Annotated in this window: 21 protein-coding genes; 11 read left to right on the forward strand and 10 right to left on the reverse strand. The window is 71.0% G+C overall.

Annotation, left to right across the window (positions count from 1 at the left end; all coding sequences use genetic code 11):
- Positions 1-324: 324 nt before the first annotated feature.
- From ectA to ACFVT1_RS32080, 5 genes are all read left to right on the forward strand, one after another.
- Complete coding sequence (gene ectA / locus ACFVT1_RS32060) at positions 325-789, forward strand: diaminobutyrate acetyltransferase (protein WP_389801788.1); 465 nt, start codon at positions 325-327, stop codon at positions 787-789.
- A gap of 125 nt (positions 790-914) precedes the next feature.
- Positions 915-2,183 carry a diaminobutyrate--2-oxoglutarate transaminase gene (gene ectB, locus ACFVT1_RS32065; protein WP_389801726.1) on the forward strand — a complete coding sequence of 423 codons (1,269 nt, stop codon included), beginning with the start codon at positions 915-917 and terminating at the stop codon, positions 2,181-2,183.
- 114 nt (positions 2,184-2,297) lie between these two features.
- Positions 2,298-2,696, forward strand: a complete 399-nt coding sequence (locus ACFVT1_RS32070) for an ectoine synthase (RefSeq protein WP_358941895.1) — start codon at positions 2,298-2,300, stop codon at positions 2,694-2,696.
- 3 nt (positions 2,697-2,699) lie between these two features.
- Positions 2,700-3,593 (forward strand): ectoine hydroxylase, encoded by an 894-nt coding sequence (gene thpD / locus ACFVT1_RS32075; RefSeq protein ID WP_389801729.1) that lies wholly within the window; start codon positions 2,700-2,702, stop codon positions 3,591-3,593.
- Between the two features lie 128 nt (positions 3,594-3,721).
- Positions 3,722-4,747 (forward strand): VOC family protein, encoded by a 1,026-nt coding sequence (locus tag ACFVT1_RS32080; protein WP_389801732.1) that lies wholly within the window; start codon positions 3,722-3,724, stop codon positions 4,745-4,747.
- A 102-nt stretch (positions 4,748-4,849) separates the two neighbouring features.
- Here ACFVT1_RS32080 and ACFVT1_RS32085 read toward each other — a convergent pair whose 3' ends face one another.
- Together ACFVT1_RS32085 and ACFVT1_RS32090 are read right to left on the reverse strand one after the other, a co-directional pair.
- Positions 4,850-7,483 (reverse strand): SpoIIE family protein phosphatase, encoded by a 2,634-nt coding sequence (locus tag ACFVT1_RS32085; RefSeq protein ID WP_389801735.1) that lies wholly within the window; start codon positions 7,481-7,483, stop codon positions 4,850-4,852.
- A 426-nt stretch (positions 7,484-7,909) separates the two neighbouring features.
- Positions 7,910-8,986 carry an alkene reductase gene (locus ACFVT1_RS32090; protein WP_389801737.1) on the reverse strand — a complete coding sequence of 359 codons (1,077 nt, stop codon included), beginning with the start codon at positions 8,984-8,986 and terminating at the stop codon, positions 7,910-7,912.
- Positions 8,987-9,144: 158 nt separating this feature from the next.
- Here ACFVT1_RS32090 and ACFVT1_RS32095 point away from each other — a divergent pair, with 158 nt between their 5' ends.
- Positions 9,145-9,759, forward strand: coding sequence for a MarR family winged helix-turn-helix transcriptional regulator (locus ACFVT1_RS32095; RefSeq protein WP_389801740.1), 615 nt, complete (start codon positions 9,145-9,147; stop codon positions 9,757-9,759).
- 122 nt (positions 9,760-9,881) lie between these two features.
- Here ACFVT1_RS32095 and ACFVT1_RS32100 read toward each other — a convergent pair whose 3' ends face one another.
- The 6 genes from ACFVT1_RS32100 to ACFVT1_RS32125 all read right to left on the reverse strand — a co-directional run bounded on the left by ACFVT1_RS32100 (position 9,882) and on the right by ACFVT1_RS32125 (position 16,967).
- Complete coding sequence (locus ACFVT1_RS32100; protein WP_389801743.1) at positions 9,882-10,943, reverse strand: aminotransferase class V-fold PLP-dependent enzyme; 1,062 nt, start codon at positions 10,941-10,943, stop codon at positions 9,882-9,884.
- Between the two features lie 129 nt (positions 10,944-11,072).
- Positions 11,073-11,792, reverse strand: a complete 720-nt coding sequence (locus tag ACFVT1_RS32105) for a DsbA family oxidoreductase (RefSeq protein ID WP_389801746.1) — start codon at positions 11,790-11,792, stop codon at positions 11,073-11,075.
- A gap of 353 nt (positions 11,793-12,145) precedes the next feature.
- Positions 12,146-13,735 carry an ABC transporter substrate-binding protein gene (locus tag ACFVT1_RS32110; protein ID WP_389801749.1) on the reverse strand — a complete coding sequence of 530 codons (1,590 nt, stop codon included), beginning with the start codon at positions 13,733-13,735 and terminating at the stop codon, positions 12,146-12,148.
- 743 nt (positions 13,736-14,478) lie between these two features.
- On the reverse strand, positions 14,479-14,739 hold the full coding sequence (locus ACFVT1_RS32115) for an ATP-binding protein (RefSeq protein WP_389801751.1): 261 nt from the start codon (positions 14,737-14,739) through the stop codon (positions 14,479-14,481).
- Positions 14,740-14,838: 99 nt separating this feature from the next.
- Entirely contained in the window at positions 14,839-15,450 is a 612-nt protein-coding gene (locus tag ACFVT1_RS32120) for a DUF1349 domain-containing protein (RefSeq protein ID WP_389801754.1), read from the reverse strand.
- Positions 15,447-16,967: an aldehyde dehydrogenase (NADP(+)) gene (locus tag ACFVT1_RS32125; RefSeq protein ID WP_389801756.1), complete on the reverse strand. Its 1,521-nt coding sequence runs from the start codon at positions 16,965-16,967 to the stop codon at positions 15,447-15,449. Before ACFVT1_RS32125 ends, ACFVT1_RS32120 begins: the two co-directional genes overlap by 4 nt.
- Positions 16,968-17,139: 172 nt before the next feature.
- On the opposite strand from ACFVT1_RS32125, the gene ACFVT1_RS32130 reads away from it, so the two are divergent.
- The 4 genes from ACFVT1_RS32130 (at position 17,140) to ACFVT1_RS32145 (ending at position 21,583) form a co-directional block, all read left to right on the forward strand.
- Positions 17,140-17,910, forward strand: coding sequence for an IclR family transcriptional regulator (locus ACFVT1_RS32130; RefSeq protein WP_389801759.1), 771 nt, complete (start codon positions 17,140-17,142; stop codon positions 17,908-17,910).
- 2 nt (positions 17,911-17,912) lie between these two features.
- Positions 17,913-18,386, forward strand: coding sequence for a GNAT family N-acetyltransferase (locus ACFVT1_RS32135; protein WP_389801762.1), 474 nt, complete (start codon positions 17,913-17,915; stop codon positions 18,384-18,386).
- 102 nt (positions 18,387-18,488) lie between these two features.
- Complete coding sequence (locus tag ACFVT1_RS32140; protein WP_389801765.1) at positions 18,489-19,940, forward strand: penicillin-binding transpeptidase domain-containing protein; 1,452 nt, start codon at positions 18,489-18,491, stop codon at positions 19,938-19,940.
- A 404-nt stretch (positions 19,941-20,344) separates the two neighbouring features.
- Positions 20,345-21,583, forward strand: coding sequence for an MFS transporter (locus tag ACFVT1_RS32145; RefSeq protein WP_389801792.1), 1,239 nt, complete (start codon positions 20,345-20,347; stop codon positions 21,581-21,583).
- Between the two features lie 65 nt (positions 21,584-21,648).
- Here ACFVT1_RS32145 and ACFVT1_RS32150 read toward each other — a convergent pair whose 3' ends face one another.
- Positions 21,649-22,827 (reverse strand): hypothetical protein, encoded by a 1,179-nt coding sequence (locus ACFVT1_RS32150; RefSeq protein WP_389801768.1) that lies wholly within the window; start codon positions 22,825-22,827, stop codon positions 21,649-21,651.
- Positions 22,827-23,783, reverse strand: coding sequence for a 5-dehydro-4-deoxyglucarate dehydratase (locus ACFVT1_RS32155; protein ID WP_389801771.1), 957 nt, complete (start codon positions 23,781-23,783; stop codon positions 22,827-22,829). The genes ACFVT1_RS32150 and ACFVT1_RS32155 overlap by 1 nt, the downstream gene beginning before the upstream one ends.
- Before the next feature lie 351 nt (positions 23,784-24,134).
- Here ACFVT1_RS32155 and ACFVT1_RS32160 point away from each other — a divergent pair, with 351 nt between their 5' ends.
- The gene (locus tag ACFVT1_RS32160) at positions 24,135-24,944 is read left to right on the forward strand and encodes an NAD-dependent epimerase/dehydratase family protein (protein WP_389801774.1); all 810 of its coding nucleotides are present in this window, start codon (positions 24,135-24,137) and stop codon (positions 24,942-24,944) included.
- Positions 24,945-25,036 lie beyond the last annotated feature (92 nt).

Genomic DNA, 25,036 nt, shown 5'->3' on the forward strand with positions numbered 1-25,036 from the left:
TCCCGAACCCTAAACACCCGAGTTTCCAGGATCTCGACGCAACCCCGATCCACACAATTCCGTTGCGTCATCCGAGAGTTACGACCTTGTGACCGACTCCACATCGCGCCCGTAATGCCGGATAAATAGCACCCAAAACGGAAGAAAGCGCGACCGGATCGCGCCGGGGCACGCGCCTGCGTGATAACACAGCGGACCGCGCCACCCAACCCCTTGCGTCGATGCGATTTCGAAATTTGCTGGGTAAATTCAATTTGCATGACCGCCGCACCAGCAGATTTTGCACGTGCCCGAAGCGAATTCCTCACCATCGACACCCCGCGAGTGGAGGACGGAGCCGCGATCTGGCGCATCGCCCGCGACTCCGAGGTCCTGGACCTCAACTCCTCGTACAGCTACCTGCTGTGGTGCCGTGACTTCGCGGCCACCTCCGTGGTCGCCCGCGACGAGGCCGGCGAGCCCGTCGCCTTCGTGACGGGGTACCTCCGGCCCGACCGTCCCGACACGCTCGTCGTCTGGCAGGTGGCCGTCGACCGGGGCCACCGCGGGACCGGCCTCGCGGGAAAGCTCCTGGACGCGCTGACCTCACGGGTCGCCGCCGAACAGGGCCTGGCCTCGGTCGAGACGACCATCACCCCGGACAACACCGCGTCGGACCGGCTGTTCAGCTCCTACGCGCGGCGCCATGACGTTGCCCTGGAACGCGAGGTCCTCTTCGACGGCGGGCTGTTCCCCGAGGGAACGCATCAGCCCGAAGTGCTGTACCGCATCGGCCCGTTCCACGCCTGAGCGCCCCGGCCGACCCGCTGCGAGCCCGTCGGCCGCCGCCTCGCCCGAGCGGCCCGGCCCGTTCCGCTCCCGAGCACACCCGCACCGCCGCCCGTCACACACCCCCCTCAAGCAGGAGAATCCCTGTGACCATCACCCCGCCCGCGCTGAGTGTCTTCGAGACCCTGGAGTCGGAGGTACGGAGCTACTGCCGCGGCTGGCCCGCCGTGTTCGACCGTGCGCAGGGCGCCCGTCTCACCGACGAGGACGGCCACAGCTACCTCGACTTCTTCGCCGGCGCCGGATCGCTCAACTACGGCCACAACAACCCGGTGCTGAAGCGCGCGCTGATCGACTACATCGAGCGCGACGGCATCACCCACGGCCTCGACATGGCCACCACCGCGAAACGGGCCTTCCTGGAGTCCTTCCAGAACAACGTGCTGCGCCCGCGCGACCTCCCGTACAAGGTGATGTTCCCCGGTCCGACCGGCACCAACGCGGTCGAGGCGGCGCTGAAGCTGGCCCGCAAGGTGAAGGGGCGGGAATCGATCGTCTCCTTCACCAACGCCTTCCACGGCATGTCGCTGGGCTCGCTCGCCGTCACCGGCAACGCCTTCAAGCGGGCCGGGGCCGGCATCCCGCTGGTGCACGGCACCCCGATGCCGTTCGACAACTACCTCGACGGCCGGGTACCCGACTTCCTCTGGTTCGAGCGGCTCCTGGAGGACCAGGGCTCCGGCCTCAACAAGCCCGCCGCCGTGATCGTCGAGACGGTGCAGGGCGAGGGCGGCATCAATGTGGCGCGCCCCGAGTGGCTGCGGGCCCTGTCCGATCTGTGCCGCCGCCGCGACATGCTCCTGATCGTCGACGACATCCAGATGGGCTGCGGACGCACGGGGGCGTTCTTCTCGTTCGAGGAGGCGGGCATCACCCCCGACATCGTGACCCTGTCCAAGTCCATCAGCGGCTACGGACTGCCCATGTCGCTCTGCCTGTTCACACCGGATCTGGACATCTGGGCACCGGGCGAGCACAACGGCACCTTCCGCGGCAACAACCCGGCGTTCGTCACGGCGGCGGCCGCGCTGGACGCCTACTGGGCGGACGGCCAGATGGAGAAGCAGACCCTGGCCCGGGGCGAGCAGATCGAGCAGGCGCTGCTCTCGATCTGCGACGAACACGCCCGGCTCGGTGCGCGGTTCCGGGGCCGCGGCCTGGTCTGGGGCGTGGAGTTCACCGACAAGGCGCGCGCCGCCGCGATCTGCGCCCGCGCCTTCGAGCTGGGTCTCCTCGTCGAGACCTCCGGTCCGCGCAGCGAGGTCGTGAAGCTGCTGCCGCCGCTGACCGTCACCCCCGAGGAACTGGACGAGGGCCTGCGGACGCTGGCCCGCGCGGTCCGCGAAACCACCTGACCGGCGACCGACCGACCGTCCGTCCGTCCGTCCGTCCGAGGCTGTCCGGGGCCGTCCCGTCCCGGTCGGACCCGTACCGAAACACCACCGCAGAGAGAAAGGCACCGACCCACCGTGATCGTCCGTTCGTTCAGTGACATCGAGAACACCGACCGGCATGTGAAGGCCGCCTCCGGAACCTGGGAGAGCAAGCGCATCGTGCTCGCCCAGGAGAAGGTGGGCTTCTCGCTCCACGAGACCACCATGTACGCGGGTACCGAGACGTCGATGTGGTACGCGAACCACATCGAGGCCGTCCTGTGCGTCGAGGGCGAGGCCGAGCTCACCGACGACGAGACCGGCGAGAAGCACTGGATCACCCCCGGCACGATGTACCTGCTGAACGGCCACGAGCACCACACCATGCGGCCGAAGACCGACTTCCGCTGCGTCTGCGTCTTCAACCCTCCGGTCACCGGACGGGAGGAGCACGACGAGAACGGTGTCTACCCGCTGCTGACCGAGGAGGGCTGAACCATGGCCACCGATGTACGCACCGATCTGTACCCCACCCGCGGCGCGGCCGAGATGATCACTCCCCGCCAGGACCCGGTCGTCTGGTCGGCACCCGGTGCGCCGGGACCGGTCGCCGCAAAGGATCTCCAGGGCTTCGAGCGCGACGGGTTCCTCACCGTCGACCAGCTGATCGCACCGGCCGAAGTCGCCGTCTACCACGCCGAACTGGACCGGCTGATCGCCGATCCGGCGGTGCGGGCCGACGAGCGCTCGATCATCGAGCCGACGTCGCAGAAGGTGCGGTCGGTCTTCGAGGTCCACCGGATCAGCGAGGTCTTCGCCCGGCTGGTCGCGGACGAGCGCGTGGTGGGCCGGGCCCGCCAGATCCTGGGGTCGGACGTGTACGTCCACCAGTCCAGGATCAACGTCAAGCCGGGCTTCGGCGCTTCGGGGTTCTACTGGCACTCGGACTTCGAGACCTGGCACGCCGAGGACGGGCTGCCGAACATGCGGGCGGTGTCCGTGTCGATCGCGCTGACCGAGAACCACGACACCAACGGCGGGCTGATGATCATGCCCGGTTCGCACACGTCGTTCCTCGGCTGCGCGGGCGAGACGCCGAAGGACAACTACAAGAAGTCCCTGAAGATGCAGGACGCCGGCACGCCGTCCGACGAGGCGCTGACGAAGCTGGCCGACCGGCACGGCATCAAGCTCTTCACGGGCCGGGCGGGTTCGGCGACCTGGTTCGACTGCAACTGCATGCACGGCTCGGGGGACAACATCACCCCGTACCCGCGCAGCAACGTCTTCATCGTCTTCAACAGCGTGGAGAACACCGCCGAGGAGCCGTTCGCGGCACCGGCCCGGCGCCCGGAGTTCATCGGCGCGCGGGACTTCACACCGGTGAGGTGACGTACCGGCGGGCCCGGGGGACGGGGTGGGGGACGGGTGCCGTCCCCCACCCCGTCCCCGGCCCGTCCCCCCTCTCCCCGCCCGAAGTCGGTGGACCGGGGCGGCCACCTGCGGCGACAGTGGTGCCCATGACTTCACTCGTACGTCACATCACGATCGACTGCGCCGACGCCTACGAGCTCGCCGGCTTCTGGTCCGGGGTGCTCGAAGCGCCGCTCTCCGACGACGACGCCCCCGGAGACCCCGAGGCACTCGTCACGGCCCCCGGCGCCGCGCTGCTGTTCATCTCGGTGCCCGAGCCGAAGAGCGCCAAGAACCGTCTGCACCTGGACCTCCAGCCGCAGGACCGCACCCGGGACGAAGAGGTCGAGCGCCTGCTCGGCCTGGGCGCCACCCTCGTGGCCGACCACCGCAAGCCGAACGGACGGGGCTGGGCGACGCTCGCCGACCCGGAGGGCAACGAGTTCTGTGTCGAGTGCAGCGCGGCCGAACGGGCCGCGTTGACCGGGACCCGGCTCCCGGTCACCGCGGACGACGTGACCACCGCGGTCCGCCTCGCGGTCGACGCGCTCCGTGAGTCCCCGGCGGACGACTGGCGGGTCCCGGCCGGTGCGCTGGAGTGGAACTGCTGGGAGACCGCGGAGCATCTGAGCGACGATCTCTTCTCCTACGCGGTCCAACTGGGCCCGCGGCGGCCGCCGCTGGACGCGTACGTCCCGTACCGCTTCGGCGCCGACCGCGAGGGCGGTCCGGAGAACGCCCTGTCCGCGGACCCGGCGGCCGGTCCGGCGGGGCTCCTCCACACGCTGGAGGCGAACGGCGCGCTGCTCGCGGCGATGGTGCGGACCACCTCGCCCGAGGTCCGCTCGTACCACACCTACGGGGTGTCCGACCCGGAGGGCTTCGCCGCCATGGGCATCGTGGAGACCCTGGTGCACACGCACGACCTCGCCGCGAGCCTGGACGTCCCCTGGACGCCGCCCGCCGGACTCTGCGACCGGGTGCTGGCCAGGCTGTTCCCGGACGCCCCGAAGGACGCCGACCGGTGGACCGTCCTGCTCTGGGCCACCGGCCGCGCCGAACTCCCCGGCCGGCCGCGGGTCACGTCGTGGAAGTGGCACAGTGCGCCGCTGGACGAGGCCGGTCAGGAGTAACGGGAGGCCGCCCGGACCGCTGTCCCGGGAACGCTGCTGTCCCGGCCACCGTGCCGGGACGGCCGGGGAAGTGCTCGTCTCGGGGGCGTACCGAAGCGGCGGTCAGAGCTCCGCGTCGAGGAAGTCCGCCCACATCGCGCCCTCCGCGCTCCCGTCGGGCCGGGGCAGCGGCATCTCCGCCCAGATGACCTTTCCCTGCGGGGTGTAACGGGTGCCCCAGCGCTCGGCCAGCCGTGCGACGAGGAACAGGCCGCGGCCCCCTTCGTCCATCGCGGCGGCGTCGCGCAGATGGGGCGAGGTGCTGCTGCCGTCGGTCACCTCGCAGGTCAGGGTGCGGTCGTACAGGAGTCGTACGGTGACCGGCGCGGAGCCGTAACGGAGGGCGTTGGTGATCAACTCGCTGAGCAGCAGTTCCACGGCGAACGCGAGCTCGGACAGACCCCAGTCGTCGACCTTCTCGACCACGGCGGCACGCATCCCCGCCACGGCGGCGGGATCGAACGGTACGTCCCAGTCGACGACCCGGTCGGGCGGGATCGCCTGTGTCCGGGCGATGAGCAGCGCCACGTCGTCCTTCGGCCGACTGGGCAGGAGCTCGTCGAGCACCGCCTGGCAGCTGTCCTCCGGCGACCGGTCGGGGTGGCACGCCAGGGCCTGCCGCAGCAGCTCGATCCCCACGTCGATGTCCCGGGTGCGGTCCTCGATGAGCCCGTCGGTGTAGAGGACGAACTGCGTGCCCTCCTCCACCTCCAGTTCCGCCGTCTCGAACGGCATACCGCCCAGGCCCAGGGGCGGGCCGGCCGGCAGGTCGGGGAACGACACACTGCCGTCGGGCCGGACCAGTGCGGGCAGGGGGTGCCCGGCCCGCGCCATGGCGCAGTGGCGGGAGACGGGATCGTAGATCACGTACAGGCAGGTGGCCCCTATGATCCCCGCGACGGCGCTGGTCTCCCCCTCCTCCTGGTCGATGCGCCCGACCAGGTCGTCGAGGTGGCGGAGGATCTCGTCGGGCGGCAGGTCGAGCGTGGAGAAGTTGTGCACGGCCGTGCGCAGCCGTCCCATCGTCGCGGCCGCGTGCAGGCCGTGTCCGACGACATCCCCGACGACCAGCGCCACCCGGCTGCCCGGGAGCGGGATCACGTCGAACCAGTCGCCGCTCACCCCGGAGAGTGCGGGCAGGTAGCGATGGGCCACCTCCAGCGCGCTCTGTTCGGGCAGGGCGCGCGGGAGCAGGCTGCGCTGCAGGGTCGCGGCCACGGCGTGCTCACGGGTGTAGCGGCGGGCGTTGTCGATACTGACGGCCGCCCGGGCGACCAGTTCTTCGGCCAGGGACTGGTCGTCCTCCTCGAACGGCTGGGGTTTCTCGGAGCGCCAGAAGTTGGCCATGCCCAGGATGACGCCCCGTGCCTGGAGGGGCACGGTGATGAGTGAGTGGACGCCGCAATCGATGATCAGCCGGGTCCGCTCCGGGTCCTGGGCGAGCCATCCGGATGCGGTGGACAGGTCGGTCACCAGCACCGGCTTACCGGTGGCGAAGGCCCGTGCCTGTGGTGTGGAGGGGAGAAATTCGATCAGCCGACCGGTTTCGTAGAAGGGGTGGTCCTCCCGGATTCCGTGTACGGCGGCCCGCCGCATGTCCGTGTCCGCACTGGTCGGCTCGTCCCCGTGAAGGACCAGGTCGGCCAGATCGACGGTGACGAAGTCGGCGAGCCGGGGCACCGCGACCTCGGCCAGTTCCTCGGCCGTGCCCACCACGTCGAGGGTGGTCCCGATGCCGAGACCGGCGTCGTACAGCAGGCGCAGCCGCTCGCGGGCGTTCTCCGCCCTGCCGGACAGCGCCCGCAGCTCGGTGGAGTCACGCAGGGTCGCGACCGTCCCCTGGGGGCCACCGTGGCGGTCCGTGAGCCGCTGGTTCACCACGAGCAGCCGGCTCCCCGCGAGGTGCACCTCGTCCGTGGCCGGGCGTCCCGAGGTCAGCAGTTCCGCCATGCCGGGATCAAGGCCGGACAGGTCCGGGATGCGGCGCCCCTCGGCGTCGAGCGGCAGATCCAGCAGCCGTCGGGCCTCGTCGTTGGCCAGCAGCAGCCGGCCGTCCTCGCCGACGATGAGCACGCCTTCGCGCACCGCGTGCAGCACGGCGTCATGATGGTCGTACATACGGGTCATCTCGGCAGGGCCCAGACGGTGGGTCTGCCGCTGCAGCCGCCTGGTCACCAGCGCCGTCCCGCCCGTGGCCAGGGCGAGCGCGGCCACTCCTGCGCCGAGGATGATCGGGATCTGCCGTGCCACCACGCCGGCCACGTGCTTGACCTTCATGCCGGCGGCCACCAGGGCCACGACCTTGTGCGCGTGATCGTGGACGGGGACTATCGCCTGCACCTCTTCGCCGAGCGGGCCCTTGACGCTCTCGGTGTAGACGCGGCCCGCCAGCGCCGGCGCGATGGTGCCGACGAGCCTCTTCCCGATCAGGTCCGGCCGAGGATGTGTGTAGCGGACACCTTTCGTGTCCGTCACCACGATGAAGTCGACACCGGCCGCCTTCCGTCCCACCTCGGTCAGCGGCTGGAGCACCTTGGAGGGATCAGGGGTGTTCAGCGCGGCGAGGAGCCCCGGTGCGTGCGCGAAGGTCTGCGCGACGGCGACGGAGCGGTCCTTCGCATCCGCGCTGCTGTCGCGCCGGGACTGCACGACGAGCGCCAGCACCGCAGCGGCCACGAGGAGCGCGACCACAGCCACCTGCAGGGCAAAGACCTGGCCTGCGAGACTCCGGGGATACTTACCCGTGAGTGACCGAATCTGTGCGCTCCGGAATCGGCCGAAACGATTGACCACAGTGCCCTTTGTAACACCGTGGGGTCGCATGCGCGTGCGGTCGGGGCCCACCCGGGACGGGAGTACGCGACCGCGCCGACGCCGATCCGGCGGTTGCGGGACCGGATCGGCGCCACGACGGCACGGATGCGGACGGCCCGGACCGGCGGGGAGGGCCCGGCGGTGTCGGTCCTCCCCGCCGAACCGGTGTGCCGCCGTTCGGCGCAAGCGCCAGGGTGCCCGGCCGGCGGTCGCGCACCCCGGCGGCCCCTGCCGTCCTCACGGCCCTCGCAGTCCTCACGGCTCTCAGGGCCTTCAGGGCCTTCAGGGCCTTCAGGGCCTTCAGGGCCTTCAGGGCGAAACGGCGTCCAGTGCCGGGTAGTCGACGTACCCCTTCGCGTCCCCGCCGAAGAAGGTCGACGGGTCCGGGGTGTTGAACGGGCCGCCGGCCTTCAGGCGGGCGGGCAGGTCCGGATTGGCGATGAACAGCGCGCCGTACGAGATGATGTCGGCGATTCCGTCGTCGATCACCGAGTGGTCGTCCGGCCCGGTCGGCCCGTCCGTCCGCACGTTGACGACGAAGGTGCCGGAGAACTGCTTGCGCAGGGCGAGGGTCAGTTCGCGGATCTCCACCGCCTCCAAGACGTGCAGGTAGGCGAGGCCGATCGGCTCGATCTCCCGCACCAGCGCGGTGTAGACGGCTTCCGGCGCGGGCTCGTCGATGTCGTTGTACGCGTTTCCCGGAGAGATACGCAGCCCCGTCCGCTCCGCACCGATCTCGGCGGCGACGGCCTTGACCACCTCGACGGCGAACCGGATGCGGGCCTCGTCGGAGCCGCCCCACTCGTCCGTGCGGAGGTTGGTGTTGGGCGCGAGGAACTGGTGGATGAGGTAGCCGTTGGCACCGTGCAGCTCGACCCCGTCGAAGCCGGCGTCGACCGCGTTGCGGGCGGCCGCCGCGAAGTCGGCCACGGTCTGCCGGACCTCGTCGGCGGTCAGCTCGCGCGGTGTGGTGAAGTCCTCCAGCCCCGCGCCGGTGTACAGCCGTCCGGCGGGCCTGACCGGAGAGGCACTGACCGGGGTGAGCCCGTCCGGCAGCAGGACCGGGTGGCCGATCCGGCCCGCGTGCATGAGCTGGGCGAAGATCCGGCCGCCCGCCGCGTGCACGGCGTCCGTGACCCTGCGCCAGGACGCGACCTGCTCCGCGCTGTGCAGTCCCGGGGTGCCGGGGTAGCCCTGGCCCACCACCGAGGGCTGGATGCCCTCCGTGATGATGAGGCCCGCAGAGGCACGCTGCGCGTAGTACTCGACGACGAGATCGGTGGCGGTGCCGCCCTCACCGGCCCGGCTGCGGGTCATCGGAGCCATCGCGATGCGGTTGGCGAGCTGGGTGCCGGACAGGTCGATCGGGTCGAATGCGGTGGTCATGGAAGCCCCCAGGGAATTATGTGGTCGACCAAGTATCTGCGACTCGCCCACTGTAGCCCATTACTTGGCCGACCAAGGTAAAGTTCACGGAAGGCGGCCGGAGCCGGCGTCGGAGCAGTCGGCCGGGGCGCTGCCGATCCACACGTTACGGAGACGCGATGAAGGCCGAACGAGCCGATTCCACCGAACCGGACGGACCCGCCGACTCCGCCGGTCTGTCCGGCCCGTCCGGTTCGTCCGGCCCCGCCGGTCCCGCCGAATCGACCGGCCTCGCCGGATCGGCCGATCCCACCGCCGACACCGCCTGTATCCGGCTGCCGAGCGCCGCACGCGGCGGCCCCGTCAGCCACGCCGTCTCGCGGATCGCCCGGCTGCACCGGATCGCGGCGGGCAAGCTGCTCAAGGGGCTCGGGCTCTACCCCGGCCAGGAGTTCCTGATGATGTGCCTGTGGGACACGGGTGCGGTGCGCCAGTCCGAGCTGATCAAGGCCATGGACCTCGATCCCTCCACCGTCACCAAGATGCTCCAGCGCCTCGAACAGACCGGGCACGTCCGCCGCTGCCCCGACCCCGACGACCGCCGGGCCGTCCTGGTCGAGGCCACCGACGACAGCTGCACCCTGCACTCGGACGTCGAGCGGGCCTGGACGAATCTGGAGGAGCACACCCTCGCCGGACTGGACGCGGCCGAACGTCAGGAGCTGGCCCGGCTGCTCGCCAAGGTCGAGGAGAACCTCTGCCGGGAGACCGACGACTGCCCCGAGCGCCGCTGATCCCCCTGCCTTCCCCGGCTTTTTCCCCGGGCTTTCTTCCTCCTCCCCCGGCCTTCCTTCCCGGCCCTTTTCCTTCCCCCCGGCCTTCTTCCCCGGCCTTCTCCCCCGGCATCCGCGCGGGTTCAGCCGGAGAGCACGTCCAGGACCCGGTCCACGTCGGCCTCCGTGTTGTACAGGTGGAAGGTCGCGCGCAGGCTTCCCGCCCGGTTCCCGACCACCACCCCGGCCCGCGCCAACTCCGGCTCCCGCCCGCCGAGTCCGGGGACGGCGACGGTCGCCGACTCCCCCGGCACCGCCTCGTGCCCCAGCCCGGCCAGCCCCGCCCTCATCCGGGCCGCGAGCCCGGTGGCGTGGGCGTGGACGGCGTCGATACCGACCTCGCCCAGCAGCGCGAGGGAGTGCTCGGCGCCGTGGTACGGGAGGAAGGCGGGCGGTTCGTCGTAGCGGCGGGCGGTCGGGGAAAGCCGCTCGACCGGGCCGTACGTACTGTTGCTGGGGTCGTCGGAGGCGATCCACGCCGCGAAGACGGGCGGAAGGGTGCGCTGCGCCTCCTCGGTGACGGTGAGGAACGACGTACCCCGGGGGCAGAGCAGGAATTTGAAGCCGCCGGTGACGGTGTAGTCGTACGCCCCGGCGTCCAGCGGAAGCCAGCCGGCCGCCTGGGAGGCGTCGAGCAGCGTCCGGGCCCCGTGGGCGGACGCCGCCGCGCGTACCGCGTCGAGATCGGCGACCCGGCCGTCGGCGGACTGCACGGCCGAGAAGGCGACGAGCGCGGTGCCGGGCCGCACCGCGTCGGCCAGTCCGTCCAGCGGGACATAGCGCACCTTGAGATCGCCACGGACCGCGAACGGGCTCACGACGGAGCTGAACTCCCCCTCGGGCGCCACGATTTCGGCCCCGGGCGGCAGTGCGGCCGCGATCAGCCCGACGTGCACGGAGACCGAACTGCCGGTGGCGACCCGGTCGGCGTCGATCCCGACGAGACGGGCGAAGCCGGTCCGGGCCGCTTCCACCGCTTCGAAGTCGCCGGAGCCGGCCCTGCGGCCCGCGGCGAGCGCCTCGGCCAGCGACTTCACCGCGTCCACGGAGCGGCGGGGCAGCAGCCCGCAGGTGGAGGTGTTGAGGTAGGTGGTCTCGGGCGCGAACTCGTCGTCCACCGAACGGCTGAGCGAAGTGGTCTCCATGCGCCCAGCCTGCGGTGCCCTTGGCCCGAGGTCAATCAACCATGCACAGAGTCGACGGGGACAGCCCGGCGGTGCCGCGGGCTCGGCCTCACGGCCGCCCCGCGGGGGCACGGCGTCCGTCCGGCCGGCTCAGGCGTTGCTTCCGTGCTGCGGGACCTCGCAGGCACCGTCGGCGTCGCACGCGGCGGCGTCCCCGCCGATCGCGGTGAGCGGCCGGTCCTTCCACGCCTGTTCGAGTGCCTGGGCGAACACCTCGGCGGGCTGGCCGCCGGAGATCCCGTACCGCCGGTCGAGCACGAAGAACGGCACGGCGTTGGCCCCCAGCTCGGACGCCTCCCGCTCGTCGGCCCGCACCTCGTCGGCGTACGCCTCCGGGTCGGCGACGACGGCGCGCGCCTCCTCGGCGTCGAGCCCGGCCTCGACGGCCAGCTCGACCAGCACGTCACCGTCGAAGACGGAGCGCTCCTCGGCGAAGTTCGCCCGGTAGGCGAGGCTCAGCAGCTCGTCCTGGCGGCCGCGGACCTTGGCCAGGTGGAGCAGCCGGTGGATGTCGAAGGTGTTGCCGTGGTCACGGCCCTCGGTGAGGTAGCCGAGCCCCTCGGACTGCGCGTTGGCCGCGACGTTCGCCTCCATGGCCTGCGCCTCTTCACGGGTGCGCCCGTACTTCTGCGCCAGCATGTCGATCACCTGCGCGGTGTCCCCCTTGGGGTACGCGGGGTCGAGCTCGAAGGACCGGTGCACGACCTCGACCTCGTCGCGGTGGGCGAATCCCGCCAGGCCCTTCTCGAAGCGGGCCTTCCCTATGTAGCACCAGGGGCAGGCGATGTCGCTCCAGATCTCGACGCGCATGTCTCTTCTTCTCTCCGTGTTCCCGTATGTACGGCTCAGGCGACGCGGAGCCACCCTCCGCTCCCGTGCACAACGCGCGAGCGGACTCTCTCATTCCCCGGTGGGGACCCTGGCGGTCTCGTCGCGGCTGGGCCCGGTCCCGGCGTGGAAGCGCCGCGAGAGCGTCCGCGTGGAGACGCCCGCGTTGCGGGCCGGGCCGGTGGGGGTCAGCGGTGCGCCGAGGTGCTGCACCGCCCACGCGCGGGTGCAGGCGAAGGAGGCTCCGCGCTCGGGCGGCAGCGGGGTGGTGTGCGGCGCCGACGGTGTCCGGGCCGGGGAGGCGCCGGTCCCTGGCCGGCCGGCGCCGGGCTCGGCTATCCCGCGGTGCTGAGTTCCCAGAACCGGAAGACGGTCGATGTGTCCAGGCAGTTCTGCAGGCCCCGGACGTTCTCGTGGGCGACCGCGTACTGCTTGCCCTGCCAGAGAGGCAGGAGCGGCAGCTGACTCGCCACGATGTCCTGCAGCTTCATGAAGTCCTGCCGGGTGTCCGCGCGGTCGGTCATGGACGAGGTCTTCGGGATGATCCGGTTGATTATCTCTTTGTTCTCGAAGTTGTTCGACAGGACGTTGCCCTTGCCGAAGAACGGCTGGGTGAAGTTGTCGGGGTCCGGATAGTCCGGCACCCAGCCCTTGACGTAGACGCCGTACTTGCCGTCGGCGATGTCCTTCTCGTACTGGTCGAACGGGACGGACTTCATCCTGGCGTCGAAGAGTCCGCTCTTGTTCAACTGGTCGGCGATGGTCTGGAGTTCGTCGTCGGTGGCGGGTCCGTAGCGGCTCGGGGTGGACCAGAGGGTGAGTTTCACCTTGTCGGTGATGCCGGAGTCCCGCAGGGCGGCCTTCGCCCGTTGCGGCTGCGGGCTGTCGCCGTACGTGTCGAAGAAGGAGGTGCCGTGGCCGGTGATACCGACCGGGACGATCGAGTAGAGGGGTGCCGCCGTGGACTGGTAGACCTGGCTGACCAGGGAGTTGCGGTCCACGAGATAGGCGATGGCCTTGCGCACGGCGAGCTTGCCGACCACGGGGTCGGCAACGTTGAAGACCATGTGCTGGACTTCGGCGCTGTTCCCCTGGACCACCTCGATGCCGTCCTTCTGGGCCGTGGGCGAGGCGTCCAGGGCGGCTATCGCCTTGGCGGTGAGGCCGCGGTAGGCGATGTCGACCTTGCCCTTCTCCAGGGACGTCCTGAGGGCCTGCTGGTCTCCGTGGAAGAGCTGCAGCGTCACGCCGGAGTTCTTCACCTCGGCGTTTCCGCGGTAGCCGGAGTAGACCGAGAAGTCGGCCTTCGACTTGTCGATGGAGTCCAGCTTGTAGGGGCCGGAGCCGACCGTCTTGCCGCCCTCCAGCAGGCTGTCCTCGGGGTAGACGTGACGGTCCACGATGGAACCGGCGCCCGATGCGATCTTGCTGGGAAATATCGCGTCCGGCACCTTGAGGTGGAAGACGACGGTCTTGTCGTCCGGAGTTCTGATCGACGAGATGGTGGCGAGCAGCGGTGCCGGGCCCGCCGGATCGTTGATCTTGATCGCCCGGTCGAAGGAGTACTTGACGTCCGCCGATGTGAGGCTGTTGCCGTTGCTGAACTTCAACCCGCCGCGCAGGGTGCAGGTGTAGGTCTTGCCGCCGTCCGAGAAACTGCACTCCTCGGCGGCCTCCGGCACGGGGATGGAGCTCCCGGGCGGGAAGCTCAGCAGGGACTGGAAGACGTTGTTGAACAGCAGCCAGGACCCCGGGTCGTACCCGGCGGCCGGATCCGTCGCCAGAATGCCGTCGGACATCCCGACGACCATTCTGTCCTTGGACTCGAACGGCCAGATCTCGTCCTCGGAGCCGCAACCCGCCAGCAGCACCATTGCCAATCCCCCTGCGAACAGGGCACTCGACCGCCTCGTACGAACCTTCACAGAACGTGCCTCATACTCTCGGCCGGCCTCATGGGTGTCCCGCGACAACCGGATCGGTTCAGGAAGTACTGCGAACGCCGCGACCGTCCAGCACTGCCAGCCCGGCCGGACGCGGTGGTGCGGGACCGAACAGCCTGCCCGGACTCGGCGTTCACCAGTGAATTCCATGCGTACGGACTGGCTGCCAATTTTCCAGCCGGTGAACGAAAAGGGGCAGGTCATGGTCGGTCTCGTGGTGCGGCCAACAATCTAGTAGTACACGGTGTCGCGCGATGGCACATCGTGCGCCAAAAAAATCTCGCTGAAAGCCGGTACTGTTGGCCTGGTATGCCTGGTATCAGATCATGGTGGCCGTGCCGACCGACCCGGTCGTCACTCCGCCGGAACTGATCGGCGAGCGGCCCCGGATGGGCAGTACACGGGCCGCGCGGCGGCCTCGCGGGGCACCTTCCCGGAAACCACGGCCAGCCCGACGGCCCCGGTCCGCCGTCACGTTCCATCACCACGTCGTCGAGGCCGAAAATCGTCGGATCATCAACGGAACAGCCGTGCTCCTGACGTCCGTCGGCGGGCCGTGGATGTCCGTCGGCACTGGCGAAAACCGGACGTGTACGAAGCGTACGCCCTGACACGGACATAGGACACGTACGGGAGTTGATCGACGAACACCGGCGAAGTCGGCAGGGCACGCACAGCCCTTCAACGGACCGTGCGCCCCCGGTGTCCTCAGATCATCGGTGTCCTCAGATCTTCCCGGCGCCCGCGGGTGTCGCGGAGACCTCTGCCCAGACCGTCTTGCCGGACGGCGGGTACGGACGCACACCCCGGTCCGCCGCGAGAGCATCGACGATGACCAGCCCCCGACCTCCCTCGACGGCCTCTCTCAGCACGGCGGGCAGGAGGCGTTCCCCGCGCGGGTCCGTGACCTCGATCCGCAGCCGTGCGGTCGGGAGAAGGACCGGCCCGAGCCGGAGGCCCCGCCCCTCCAGCCGCCCGTGCGTCACCGCGTTCGCCGCCAGTGGTTCGGCGACGACGAGCGCGGCGTCGTCGGTGCGGCGCCGGGCGCCGGTCCGCGTCTCCCGGCCCGGCCGTGCCGCCCGGGTTCAGCTGCCGTCGCGCAGGTCGTCGACTCCCGTCGTACGGAACGCGATCCGGTCGAAGGCCGCCTCGCAGCCCTCGCCCGTCGGCGACTGGACCAGGAAGCCGATCGACGCCTCGGCCGCCCGTTCCGGTTCGCCGAGGGCGAAGACGCGGACGAAGGTCCACTTCTCGCCGTCGGGTGAGGCGTGGAAGGCGAACGCGTTGCCCGTGCGGCTGAGGCGGAGCCAGCAGCTGTCGCCGTCCACGACGAAGGAGTTGACGTCGTCGGAGTGGCCCCGGGTGACGACCGTGCAGACGGTGGGGAGGTCCGGGGAGAGTTCCAGGCAGATCTTGGCCCACTCCCGTTCACCGACGTGGAGGTAGAGCACTCCGGCGTCGAAGGCGGCGGCGAAGCCGACCCGGACCCGGGCGATCAGCTGGAAGTCGCCCCGGGGCGCGGGACCGAGGAGGCGGGGTGCGTCGCTCGCGGAGTCGAGGGCTTCGCCGCCCGGTGGTACGAAGCGGTCCTGGCGGGCGCCCGCCCGGCCGGTCAGTACGCCGTTCTCGTACGTCCACTCGGCCTCGGGGCCGAACGGGAGAAGCGCAAAGGGGAGTTCGGAAAGGTGCGGGGTCATGCGCGTCGGCCGTCCACTCGGCGGGGCAGGTTCAGGGGGTTGTCCTCGCGGAGCTCCGGGGGGAGCAGGGCCTCGGGGGTCGTCTGGTAGGTGACCGGGCGCAGCCAGCGTTCGATCGCGGTGGCGCCGACCGAGGTGGAGGTGGAGGTGGTGGCCGGGTAGGGGCCGCCGTGGTGCTGGGCGGGGGCGACGGCGACGCCGGTCGGCCAGCCGTTGACGAGGACCCGGCCGGCCAGCGGGGTGAGGGCCGCGAGGAGTCCGGGGGCGTCGGCGTCGGCGCCGTCCGCGGCGACCTGGAGGGTGGCGGTGAGGTTGCCGGGGAGCCGGGAGAGGACGGCGGTGATCTCGTCCTCGGAGGCGTAGCGGGCGACGACGGTGACCGGCCCGAAGCACTCCTCCAGGAGCGCGTCGTGCGGGCCCTCGGCGGTGAGGAGGTGCGCCGGTACGGTGAGGAAGCCGGCCGCGACGGTGTGGTCGCCGCCCGCTCCGGGGGTGACCGGGGCCTCCACACCGGGGAGTCCGGCCCGTTCGCGTACGCCCGCGACGAAGGCGTCGCGCATGCGGTGGTCGAGCAGGACTCCGGCCTCGGTGTCGCTGACCGCGTCGGTCAGCGACTTCAGCAGCTGGTCGCCCTTCTCGCCGGCCGGGGCCAGGACGAGGCCGGGTTTGGTGCAGAACTGGCCCGATCCCATCGTCATCGAGCCCGCGAGCCCCGCGCCGATCTGCTCGCCGCGCTCGGCGGCGGCCGCCTCGGTGACGACGACGGGGTTGAGGGAGCCCAGTTCGCCGTGGAAGGGGATGGGCACGGGGCGGGCCGCCGCCGCGTCGAACAGGGCGCGGCCGCCGCGTACGGAGCCGGTGAAGCCGGCGGCGGCGACGAGCGGGTGCTTGATCAGCTCGATGCCCGCGTCGAAGCCGTGCACCAGGATCAGCACGTCTTCCGGCAGGCCCACCCGGGCCGCCGCCCGGCGCAGTACGGAGGCGCACAGTTCGGAGGTGGCGGGGTGGTCGGGGTGCGCCTTGACGACGACCGGGCAGCCGGCGGCCAGTGCGCTGGCGGTGTCGCCGCCGGGGACGGAGAAGGCGAGCGGGAAGTTGCTGGCCGCGTAGACGGCGACGACGCCGAGCGGGATCTTGTAGCGGCGCAGGTCGGGCCAGGGCGGGGTCCTGGTGGCGTCCTCGTGGTCGATGTGGATGTCGAGGAAGGCGCCCTCGTCGACGACCTCCGCGAAGGCCCTCAACTGGGCCGCTGTGCGCGCGAGTTCACCGGTGAGCCGGGCCGGGCCGAGTGCGGTCTCCGCGTCGGCGGCCTCGATGATGTGCTCCCCGGCCTCGGTGAGCAGCTCGGCGGCCGTACGCAGGAACGCGGCGCGCACGGTGCGGTCGGTGAGCGATGCGCGCACCGCGTGGGCGGCCCGGACCGCACGGTCGACCTCCCCGGCTGTAGCCTCCACCGCAACCTGCTCACGCGGGTTCCCGGTACGGGGGTCGACGCTCCAGACTGGTGCTGCTGCCACCGTGATTCCTTCCGCTCCGCTGCCACACATCAGAAGTTGTTCGGTATTCTGAACAGAGTTCCTGATCGTGAATATGCGGCGACTCTATTTCCGGGCGTTCGGTGTTGGCAAGGAGTCGCCGATTCCAAGGGGCCGCAGGATTTCGCAGGTGGGTTGGAAGGGACGTAGGACGATGTCGGCTGCCGAGTCTGGTGGGGCGCAGGTCAAGTCCGCTGTGCGGACGGTGGAACTGCTCGAATACTTCGCCGGGCGGCCCGGCATGCACTCGCTCGCGGCGGTGCAGGAGGCCGTCGGCTATCCCAAGTCCAGCCTCTACATGCTGCTGCGCACGCTGGTGGAGCTGGGCTGGGTGGAGACCGACGCGACGGGCACGCGGTACGGGATCGGCGTACGGGCCCTGCTGGTCGGCACCTCGTACATCGACGGCGACGAGGTCGTCGCGGCCGCCCGTCCGACCCTGGACCGGCTCTCCGACGACACGACGGAGACCATCCACCTGGCCCGCCTCGACGGGACGAACGTGGTGTACCTGGCCACCCGGCAGTCCCAGCACTATCTGCGCCCCTTCACCCGCGTAGGCCGCCGGCTGCCCGCCCACTCCACCTCGCTCGGCAAGGCGCTGCTGGCCACCCACAGCGACGAGCAGGTCCGCAAGATGCTCCCTCAGACGCTGCCCGCGCTGACCGAGCACACCATCACCGACCGCGAGAAGCTCATCGAGGAGCTGCACCTCATCCGCGAGCAGGGGTACGCGGTGGACCGCGAGGAGAACACCCTCGGGCTGCGCTGCTTCGGCATCGCCGTCCCGTACCGCACCCCCGCGCGCGACGCCATCAGCTGCTCGGTGCCGGTCGCCCGGCTCACGCCCGCGCACGAGCAGATGGTGAAGGACGCGCTGTTCGACGCGCGCGACCGCCTCACGCTGGCCACCCGGAGGCTCTGATCATGCGGGTCTCCCTGCGAGAGGTGCGCGACAGCGACCTGCCCCTGTTCTTCACGTTCATGTCCGACCCGGAGTCGGTCAGGACGGCCGCCTTCACCAGCGAGGACCCCACCGACCGGCATGCGTTCGACGCCCACTGGCGACGCATCCTGGCCGACCGTTCCGTGGTGACGCGGACGGTGGTCGCGGACGGCGTGGTGGTCGGCAGCACCGCGGCGTACGGGCCGCCGGACGACCGCGAGGTCACCTACTGGATCGACCGGGCGCACTGGGGCCGCGGGCTCGCGACGGCCGCGCTGCGCGCGCTGCTCGACGCCGTACCGGAACGCCCGCTGCACGCGCGGGCCGCGGCCGACAACGCCGGATCGCGCCGGGTGCTGGAGAAGTGCGGGTTCGCCGTCACCGGCAAGGACCACGGGTTCTCGCACGCCCGGGGCGAGGACACCGACGAGCTGCTCTTCACCCTGCCGGGTTGACCCGGGGCATCCCCCGAGGCGGCTCCGGCCGCTCATGAGGAATCGATGAGAAGCGGCAGGCCCGGGAACTCCGCGCCGCGCCCCGCTCGTCCTCCCGGCGGGATGAACAAGACAATCAGGCACACCTCGGTCTTCTGCCTGCTGCTGGTCCTCGCCCTGCTGGGGCGGGCGACCTGGGTGCAGGCATACCAGGCACGGGCGCTCGCAGACGACGACCACAACCGGCGGAACACCATCGCGCAGTACGCGCAGCCGCTCGGGGACATCATCGTGGCCGGGAATCCGGTCACCGGATCGAAGAGGACGGAGGGCGGCGACCTCGCCTACAAGCGCACCTATACGCAGGGCGAGCTCTACGCGGCCGTCACCGGCTACAGCTCGCAGGCGTACGGTGCCACGCAGCTCGAAGGGATCTACAGCCATGTGCTCGACGGCACCGACGACCGGCTGAAGAACCCGATGAACGCGGTGACGGGCAAGCAGGCGGCCCCCGGCAACGTCCTGACGACGATCGACCCCGGCGTGCAGAAGGCGGCGTACGAGGCGCTCGGCAACGACAAGGGTGCGGCGGTCGCGATCGACCCGAAGACCGGGCAGATCCTGGGCGTGGTCTCCACCCCCTCGTACGACCCGTCGAAGATCAGCGGGACGGCGGACGGCGACGCCTGGAAGAAGCTGCTCGACGACGAGGAGAAGCCACTGGTCAACCGCGCGCTGCGGCAGCCGCTGGCACCCGGTTCGACGTTCAAGCTGGTGGTGGCGGCCGCGGCGCTGGAGGACGGGCTGTACAGCTCCGTCGACGAGCGCACGGACAGCCCCAATCCGTACCCCCTGCCCGGCACCAGCAGGAACCTGGAGAACGAGAACGCGTCGGCCCCCTGCGAGAACGCCACGCTGCGCACCGCGCTCCAGTACTCCTGCAACAACGTCTTCGGGAAGGTCGCCGTCGACCTCGGCCAGGACAAGGTCAGGGCGATGGCGGAGAAGTTCGGCTTCAACACCGAGAAGCTCGACATGCCGGTGCGGGCCTCCGAGAGCGTCTATCCGTCCGGCATGGACAAGCCGCACACGGCGATGTCGGGCATCGGCCAGTTCGAGGTCACCGCGACACCGCTGCAGATCGCCATGGTCTCGGCGACCCTCGCCAACGGCGGCGAACTGGCCGCACCGCACATGGTGTCCGAGGTGACGGACTCCAAGGGCAACACGCTGCAGGACTTCGCGGACGGGGATACGAAGCGGGTCGTCTCGCAGTCCACCGCCGAGCAGTTGCGCAGCGCGATGGTGACCGTCGTCGAAGAGGGCACCGGCACCAACGCCCGGATCCCCGGCGCCGAAGTGGGCGGCAAGACGGGCACCGCGCAGAACGGCGTGGGCAACAGCAAGTCCCCGTACGCCTGGTTCACCTCGTACGCGAAGGACAAGTCCAGCGGCAAGGAGGTCGCGGTGGCGGTGGTCGTCGAGGACTCGGGCGCGGCCCGCGCGGAAGTCAGCGGCAACGGCCTGGCGGCGCCGATCGCCCAGAAGATGATGAAGGCGGCGCTCAAGGGGTGAGAAGGAGCGACGCCCTCGCGTCGCACGGCGCCGGCCGGCGCGGGCGCCCCGGGCCGGAACCGGGGTGGCCGCCGCGCAGGCCATGGGTGACGGGTTCTCCCGTCTCGCGTACCGCGTCCCCTCCACGACCTGCGAAGTACGGCTGTGCGGCGTGCGAAGCGCTTGGCGTGCGAAGCGCGAAGTACGAAGTACGACGCGATGAAGCCAGAAGGGACCTGCCCCTTTCGTCCACGCCTCTGGCGGAAGAACTCCGCGGACATCCGGCATGTGCCCTACACCCGGCGCGGGGCCGGCCGGCACGGCCGGGTGCGGAGTAGGGCATCCGCCCGATGCCGCCGGGTGCCCTCAGTGACCAGCCTGAGCAGGTGACACAGGTACGGGTCAGGAGGGCTGTGGTGGGTGCGATGGCACGGTCGGCGACGGTGCGGGTGCTGCGGGACCGTACGGCGGGGCTGTTTCTGGCGGCGGTCGTCGTCTCCGGTTTCGGGACGTCCGCGATGTGGCTCGCGGCCGGGGTCTGGGTCAAGTCGCTCACCGGCTCGGACAGTCTGGCGGCGCTCGCCGTCTTCGCCATGTGGCTGCCGGTGCTGGTCGGGCCCGCGCTCGGGACGATCGCCGACCGGATGCCCAGGAAGCCGCTCCTCGTCCGGTCGAACCTCGTCATGGCGGCGCTGCTGACCTCGCTGGTCGTGGTCGATTCGGCGGGGCGGATCTGGATCCTCTTCGCCGTGCTCGTCCTGTACGGAACGAGTTTCGTCCTGATGGACGCGGCCGAGTCGGCGCTGGTCGCCGGGGCCGTCGACGCGCGGCTGCTGGGCGATTTCAACGGGCTGCGGATGATGGCGAACGAGGGCATGAAGCTGCTGGCGCCGCTGGCCGGAGCGGCGCTGTACGCCCGGTTCGGGGGCGGCGCGGTGGCACTGCTGGACGCGGTGTCGTTCGCGCTGGCGGCCGGGGTCTACGCACTGCTGCCGGCTCCGGTACCGGTACCGGTACCGGCCGCGGCCGCTCCGGCCGACAGGCGGGGAGAACTCGCCGCGGGCATGAGGCAGTTGTGGAGATCGCCGGTGCTGCGGCCGCTCGTGCTCGCGGGCTCGGTGACGATGCTGTGCGCGGGACTGAACGGAGCCGCGGTCTACGCCGTCGTCGATGACGGTCTCGGGCACTCCCCCACGTACGCGGGGGTGCTGTACGCCGTGCAGGGCGCCGGATCCGTCGCCGTCGGGCTGCTGGCCGGGCCGCTGCTGCGGCGGCTGCCCGAGCGGGTGTTCACGGCGGCCGGGATCTCACTGTTCGCGGTGGCGGTGGGGGCGCGGGCGCTGCCGTACGACGCGGTGGCGCTGGCGGCGAGCGCGGCCATCGGGATCGGGCTGCCGTGCGTGCTGATCGCCGCGATGACGGCGGTGCAGCGGGAGACCCCAAACGCCGTGCTGGGCCGTACCACCGCGACCGCCAACACGCTGCTGATGGCGCCGAACGCGGTGGCGCTGGCGCTCGGCGCGGGGCTGGTCGCGCTGGTGGACATCCGGGTGCTGCTGCCGGCGACCGGCGCGGCGGCGCTGCTGACCGCGGTCCTGCTGGTCACGGGCCGGCGGGTGGGATCGCCGCTGCCCGAACGGAGCCGAGAGCCCAGGGACGGCTGACGGACACCCCCACCGGCCCGACCCGGTCCCTTTCACCGGCGGGTCCCCTCACCGGCCGGGCCCCTTCACCGGCCGAGGCGCGACAGCGCTCCGGCGACGGCCCCGAGGTCCGGGTCGGAGGCCAGACCGGCGTGGTACAGGCGCAGTTGGTTCGCGCCGAGCGATGCCGCGTGCGCGGCGTCCCGCTCCAGCGCGGCGGGACTGCCGCCCATCCCCGTGACCACGGTGAAGTTGGCCGCGAGCACGCCCTCGCGCCCGGCGAACGGGCCGAGTACGGCCTCGCGCGCCGCGTCGCCACCGGTGCAGGGCAGCACCACACCGTCCGCCACGGACAGGATGTGCTCCGGGTCGACACCGACGTTGGCGCCACAGCGGTACGGGGCGGGGTCGGCGTGCAGCAACACCTGGAAGCCCGGCTCCGCCGCCGCGCGCACGGCGGCGACCGCAGCCTCCTGGAGCGTACGGGCGACCCGGCCGCGCCACTGGAGGGTGGCGGCGGCGAGATCGGCGCCGAGCAGCTTCTCGATGCCCGCCCGCCCGGCCTCCGGGGAGCCGGAACCGGACCAGGCCGGCTCCAGCGCGCGGCGTACGGCTGCCGCCAGTTCGTCGCCGTCCAGGTCGTGTTCGGCGTACCCGGTCCGACAGGCCGGGCAGAAGCAGAGCGACATCAGATACTGCGCCGCGTCCCCGAGGCCGACGCCCGCGATCTTGTCGTGGGCGTGCAGATGCGCGAAGCCGTACCAGCCGCAGGACTCCAGCTCCGCGCCGCGCGCCCCGTCCCGCACCGCCGCCTCCGCCGCCAGAGCGACCAGGTACTCGCCCACCGCGGGCTGGGCGATGCAGGGCGCCCACGGGTAGCGGTCGCCGTAGGCGTTGACCACCGAGGTGCCCGGATGCTCGGCGCCCATCCGGGAGTTGTGCGCGAGGACCACCCAGGTGTGCACCTCTAGACCGGCATCGGCGAGGGCCTGTGCGGCCTCGGCGTACGGATCGTCCGAGGCCACCCAGGACTGTTCGTACGGACGCAACTCGCGCCCCGCCCATCGTGCGGCGTCCGGCGGGTAGAGCACCGCGGCATGCTCGGCGGTGACGATGCGGCGGCCGGGGTGGCGCGGGGTCAACGCCCGGGTGGAGTGGTAGGCGGCGGCGAGCGTCACCTGCTGGACGCCCAGGTCCGCGACGCGGTCGGCCGCGTCCGGGTCGCCGACGACGTCCCACGGGTAGAGGAAGGCGGAGGTCTTCATCAGTGCCGCTCCTGCCCGTACTTCTCCAGCAGGGCGCGGCCGCGCGCGATGATCCCGGTGAGCTCCTCGATGTGGGCGGCGGGAGGCTCGCTGAGGGGGGTCCGCACCTCTCCCACGTCCAGACCGCCCAGCCGGACCGCCGCCTTGACGAGCGAGACCGCGTAACCGCGGCCCTGGTCGCGCAGCTCGACGAGCGGCCGGTAGAAGTGGTCGAGGAGCCCGGCCACCAGTTCGTCGTCGCCGGAGTCCAGCGCCCGGTAGAAGGCGAGCGCGATGTCGGGCGCGAAGGCGAAGACGGCGGAGGAGTAGAGCCTGACACCGATGCCCCGGTAGGCGAGGCCGGTGAGTTCGGCGGTGGGCAGCCCGTTGAAGTACAGGAAGTCCCGGCCAGGCCGTTCGGTGCGGACGGCGCTGACGATGCGCTGCATCAGATCGAGGTCGCCGTAGCCGTCCTTGAGGCCGATGACACCGGGCGTCCCGGCCAGCGCGACGACGGTCTCCGGGGTGAAGACGGCGTTGTCCCGCTGGTAGACGATCGTCTCCAGGCCGGTGGCCGCGGCGAGCGCCGTGTAGTGGCCCAGCAGTCCCGCCTGGTCGGCGACGACGAGATACGGGGGCATGGCCAGGAGCCCGTCCGCGCCCGCCTCCTCCGCGAGCCTCGCGTACTGGATCGCGAGCGCCGTGCCGTATCCGGCGCCCGCGACCACGGGCACCTCTCCGGCGGTCTCCTCGACGGCCGCGGCGACGACGAGGCGGAATTCCTCCGGTGTCAGCGCGTGGAACTCGCCGGTGCCACAGCAGGCGAAGACGGCCGCCGCACCTGCGTCGACGCCGGTTCGCACATGCGTGCGGAAGGCGTCGAGGTCGACGGCGCCGTCCGGTCCGTACGCGGTGACGGGGAAGAAGAGCGGCCCGGCGACACGGCCGAGTCGGGCGGCAAGAGGGGCTGAGGTCACGAGCGCTCCCTGAGCAGATTCAGGCGTGCACAATTATGATCGGCGTCCATATTCATGAACGCCCTCACGCTAAGGCAGCCTCCGGGCGCAGGTCAAGGCGGTGACCCGCAACCCTTCCGGGCCCGGCGGCGGAGCTTCCGACGCCGCGCAGATGCCGGAGACAGGAATCGACAGCTCCGCAAGAGGGGACCCCGACACTTGACGCGATACGGCCGAACTTCTTAGCTTGTCCATGCATATGAATGTCGTCCATGGAGTTGACGCCCCGTGTGCACGCGCCCCGTGTGCCGCAGGGCCTGTGCCCGGCGCGCAGCTCGCGCGCCGGCACCTATGTACCGAGGAGATCCGCGTATGCCCGCTCCCCGCACCGTCCTGCTGACCGGCGCCGCCGGCGGCCTCGGCACCCTGATGCGCGGACTCCTGCCCGCGTACGGCTACGAGCTCCGCCTCTTCGACATCGCCCCCGTGGCGGGCGAGCCGGACGCGATCACGGCCGACCTCGGTGACAAGGAGGCGCTGCGCGAGGCCGTGCGGGGGGTCGACGCGATCATCCACCTCGCGGGCATCTCCCTGGAATCCTCCTTCGACAAAATCCTGAAGGCGAACATCGAGGGGACGTACAACCTCTACGAGGCCGCGCGCCAAGAGGGCGTGCGGCGTGTCGTGTTCGCCTCCTCCAACCACGTCGTCGGCTACACCCCCCGCCCCCTCCCCGGCGATCCGCTGATCCCCATCGGCGCCCCGCGCCGCCCCGACACCTTCTACGGCCTGTCCAAGTCCTTCGGCGAGGACCTCGCCCAGCTGTACTGGGACCGGCACGGCATGGAGACCGTCTCCGTGCGCATCGGCTCCTGCTTCCCGGAGCCGACATCCGTACGGATGCTCTCGGTCTGGATGAGCCCCGAGGACGGCGCCCGGCTCTTCCACGCGGCGCTCACCGCCGAGGACGTGCGGCACACCGTCGTCCACGGCTCCTCCGACAACACCCGGCTGTGGTGGGACCTGACGACGGCACGTTCGCTCGGATACGAGCCCAGGGACGACTCGGAGCGTTACGCGGCCGGGCTCGTCGCCGAACAGGGCGAACTGGACCCGGACAACCCCGACCATGCCCACCTCGGCGGCCACTTCTGTACCAACCCGCCGATCTGGCCGCGCTAAGGCCGTGTCCTATGTGGTGAGTCGGAGGAGTCGTTTGTAGCAGCAGAGTGCGGCGGCGAGTCCGAGGAAGGCCAGGTAGTTGCGGGGATGGC

Origin of the sequence: Streptomyces sp. NPDC057963 (assembly GCF_042887155.1) — a bacterium.
Lineage (GTDB): Bacteria > Actinomycetota > Actinomycetes > Streptomycetales > Streptomycetaceae > Streptomyces.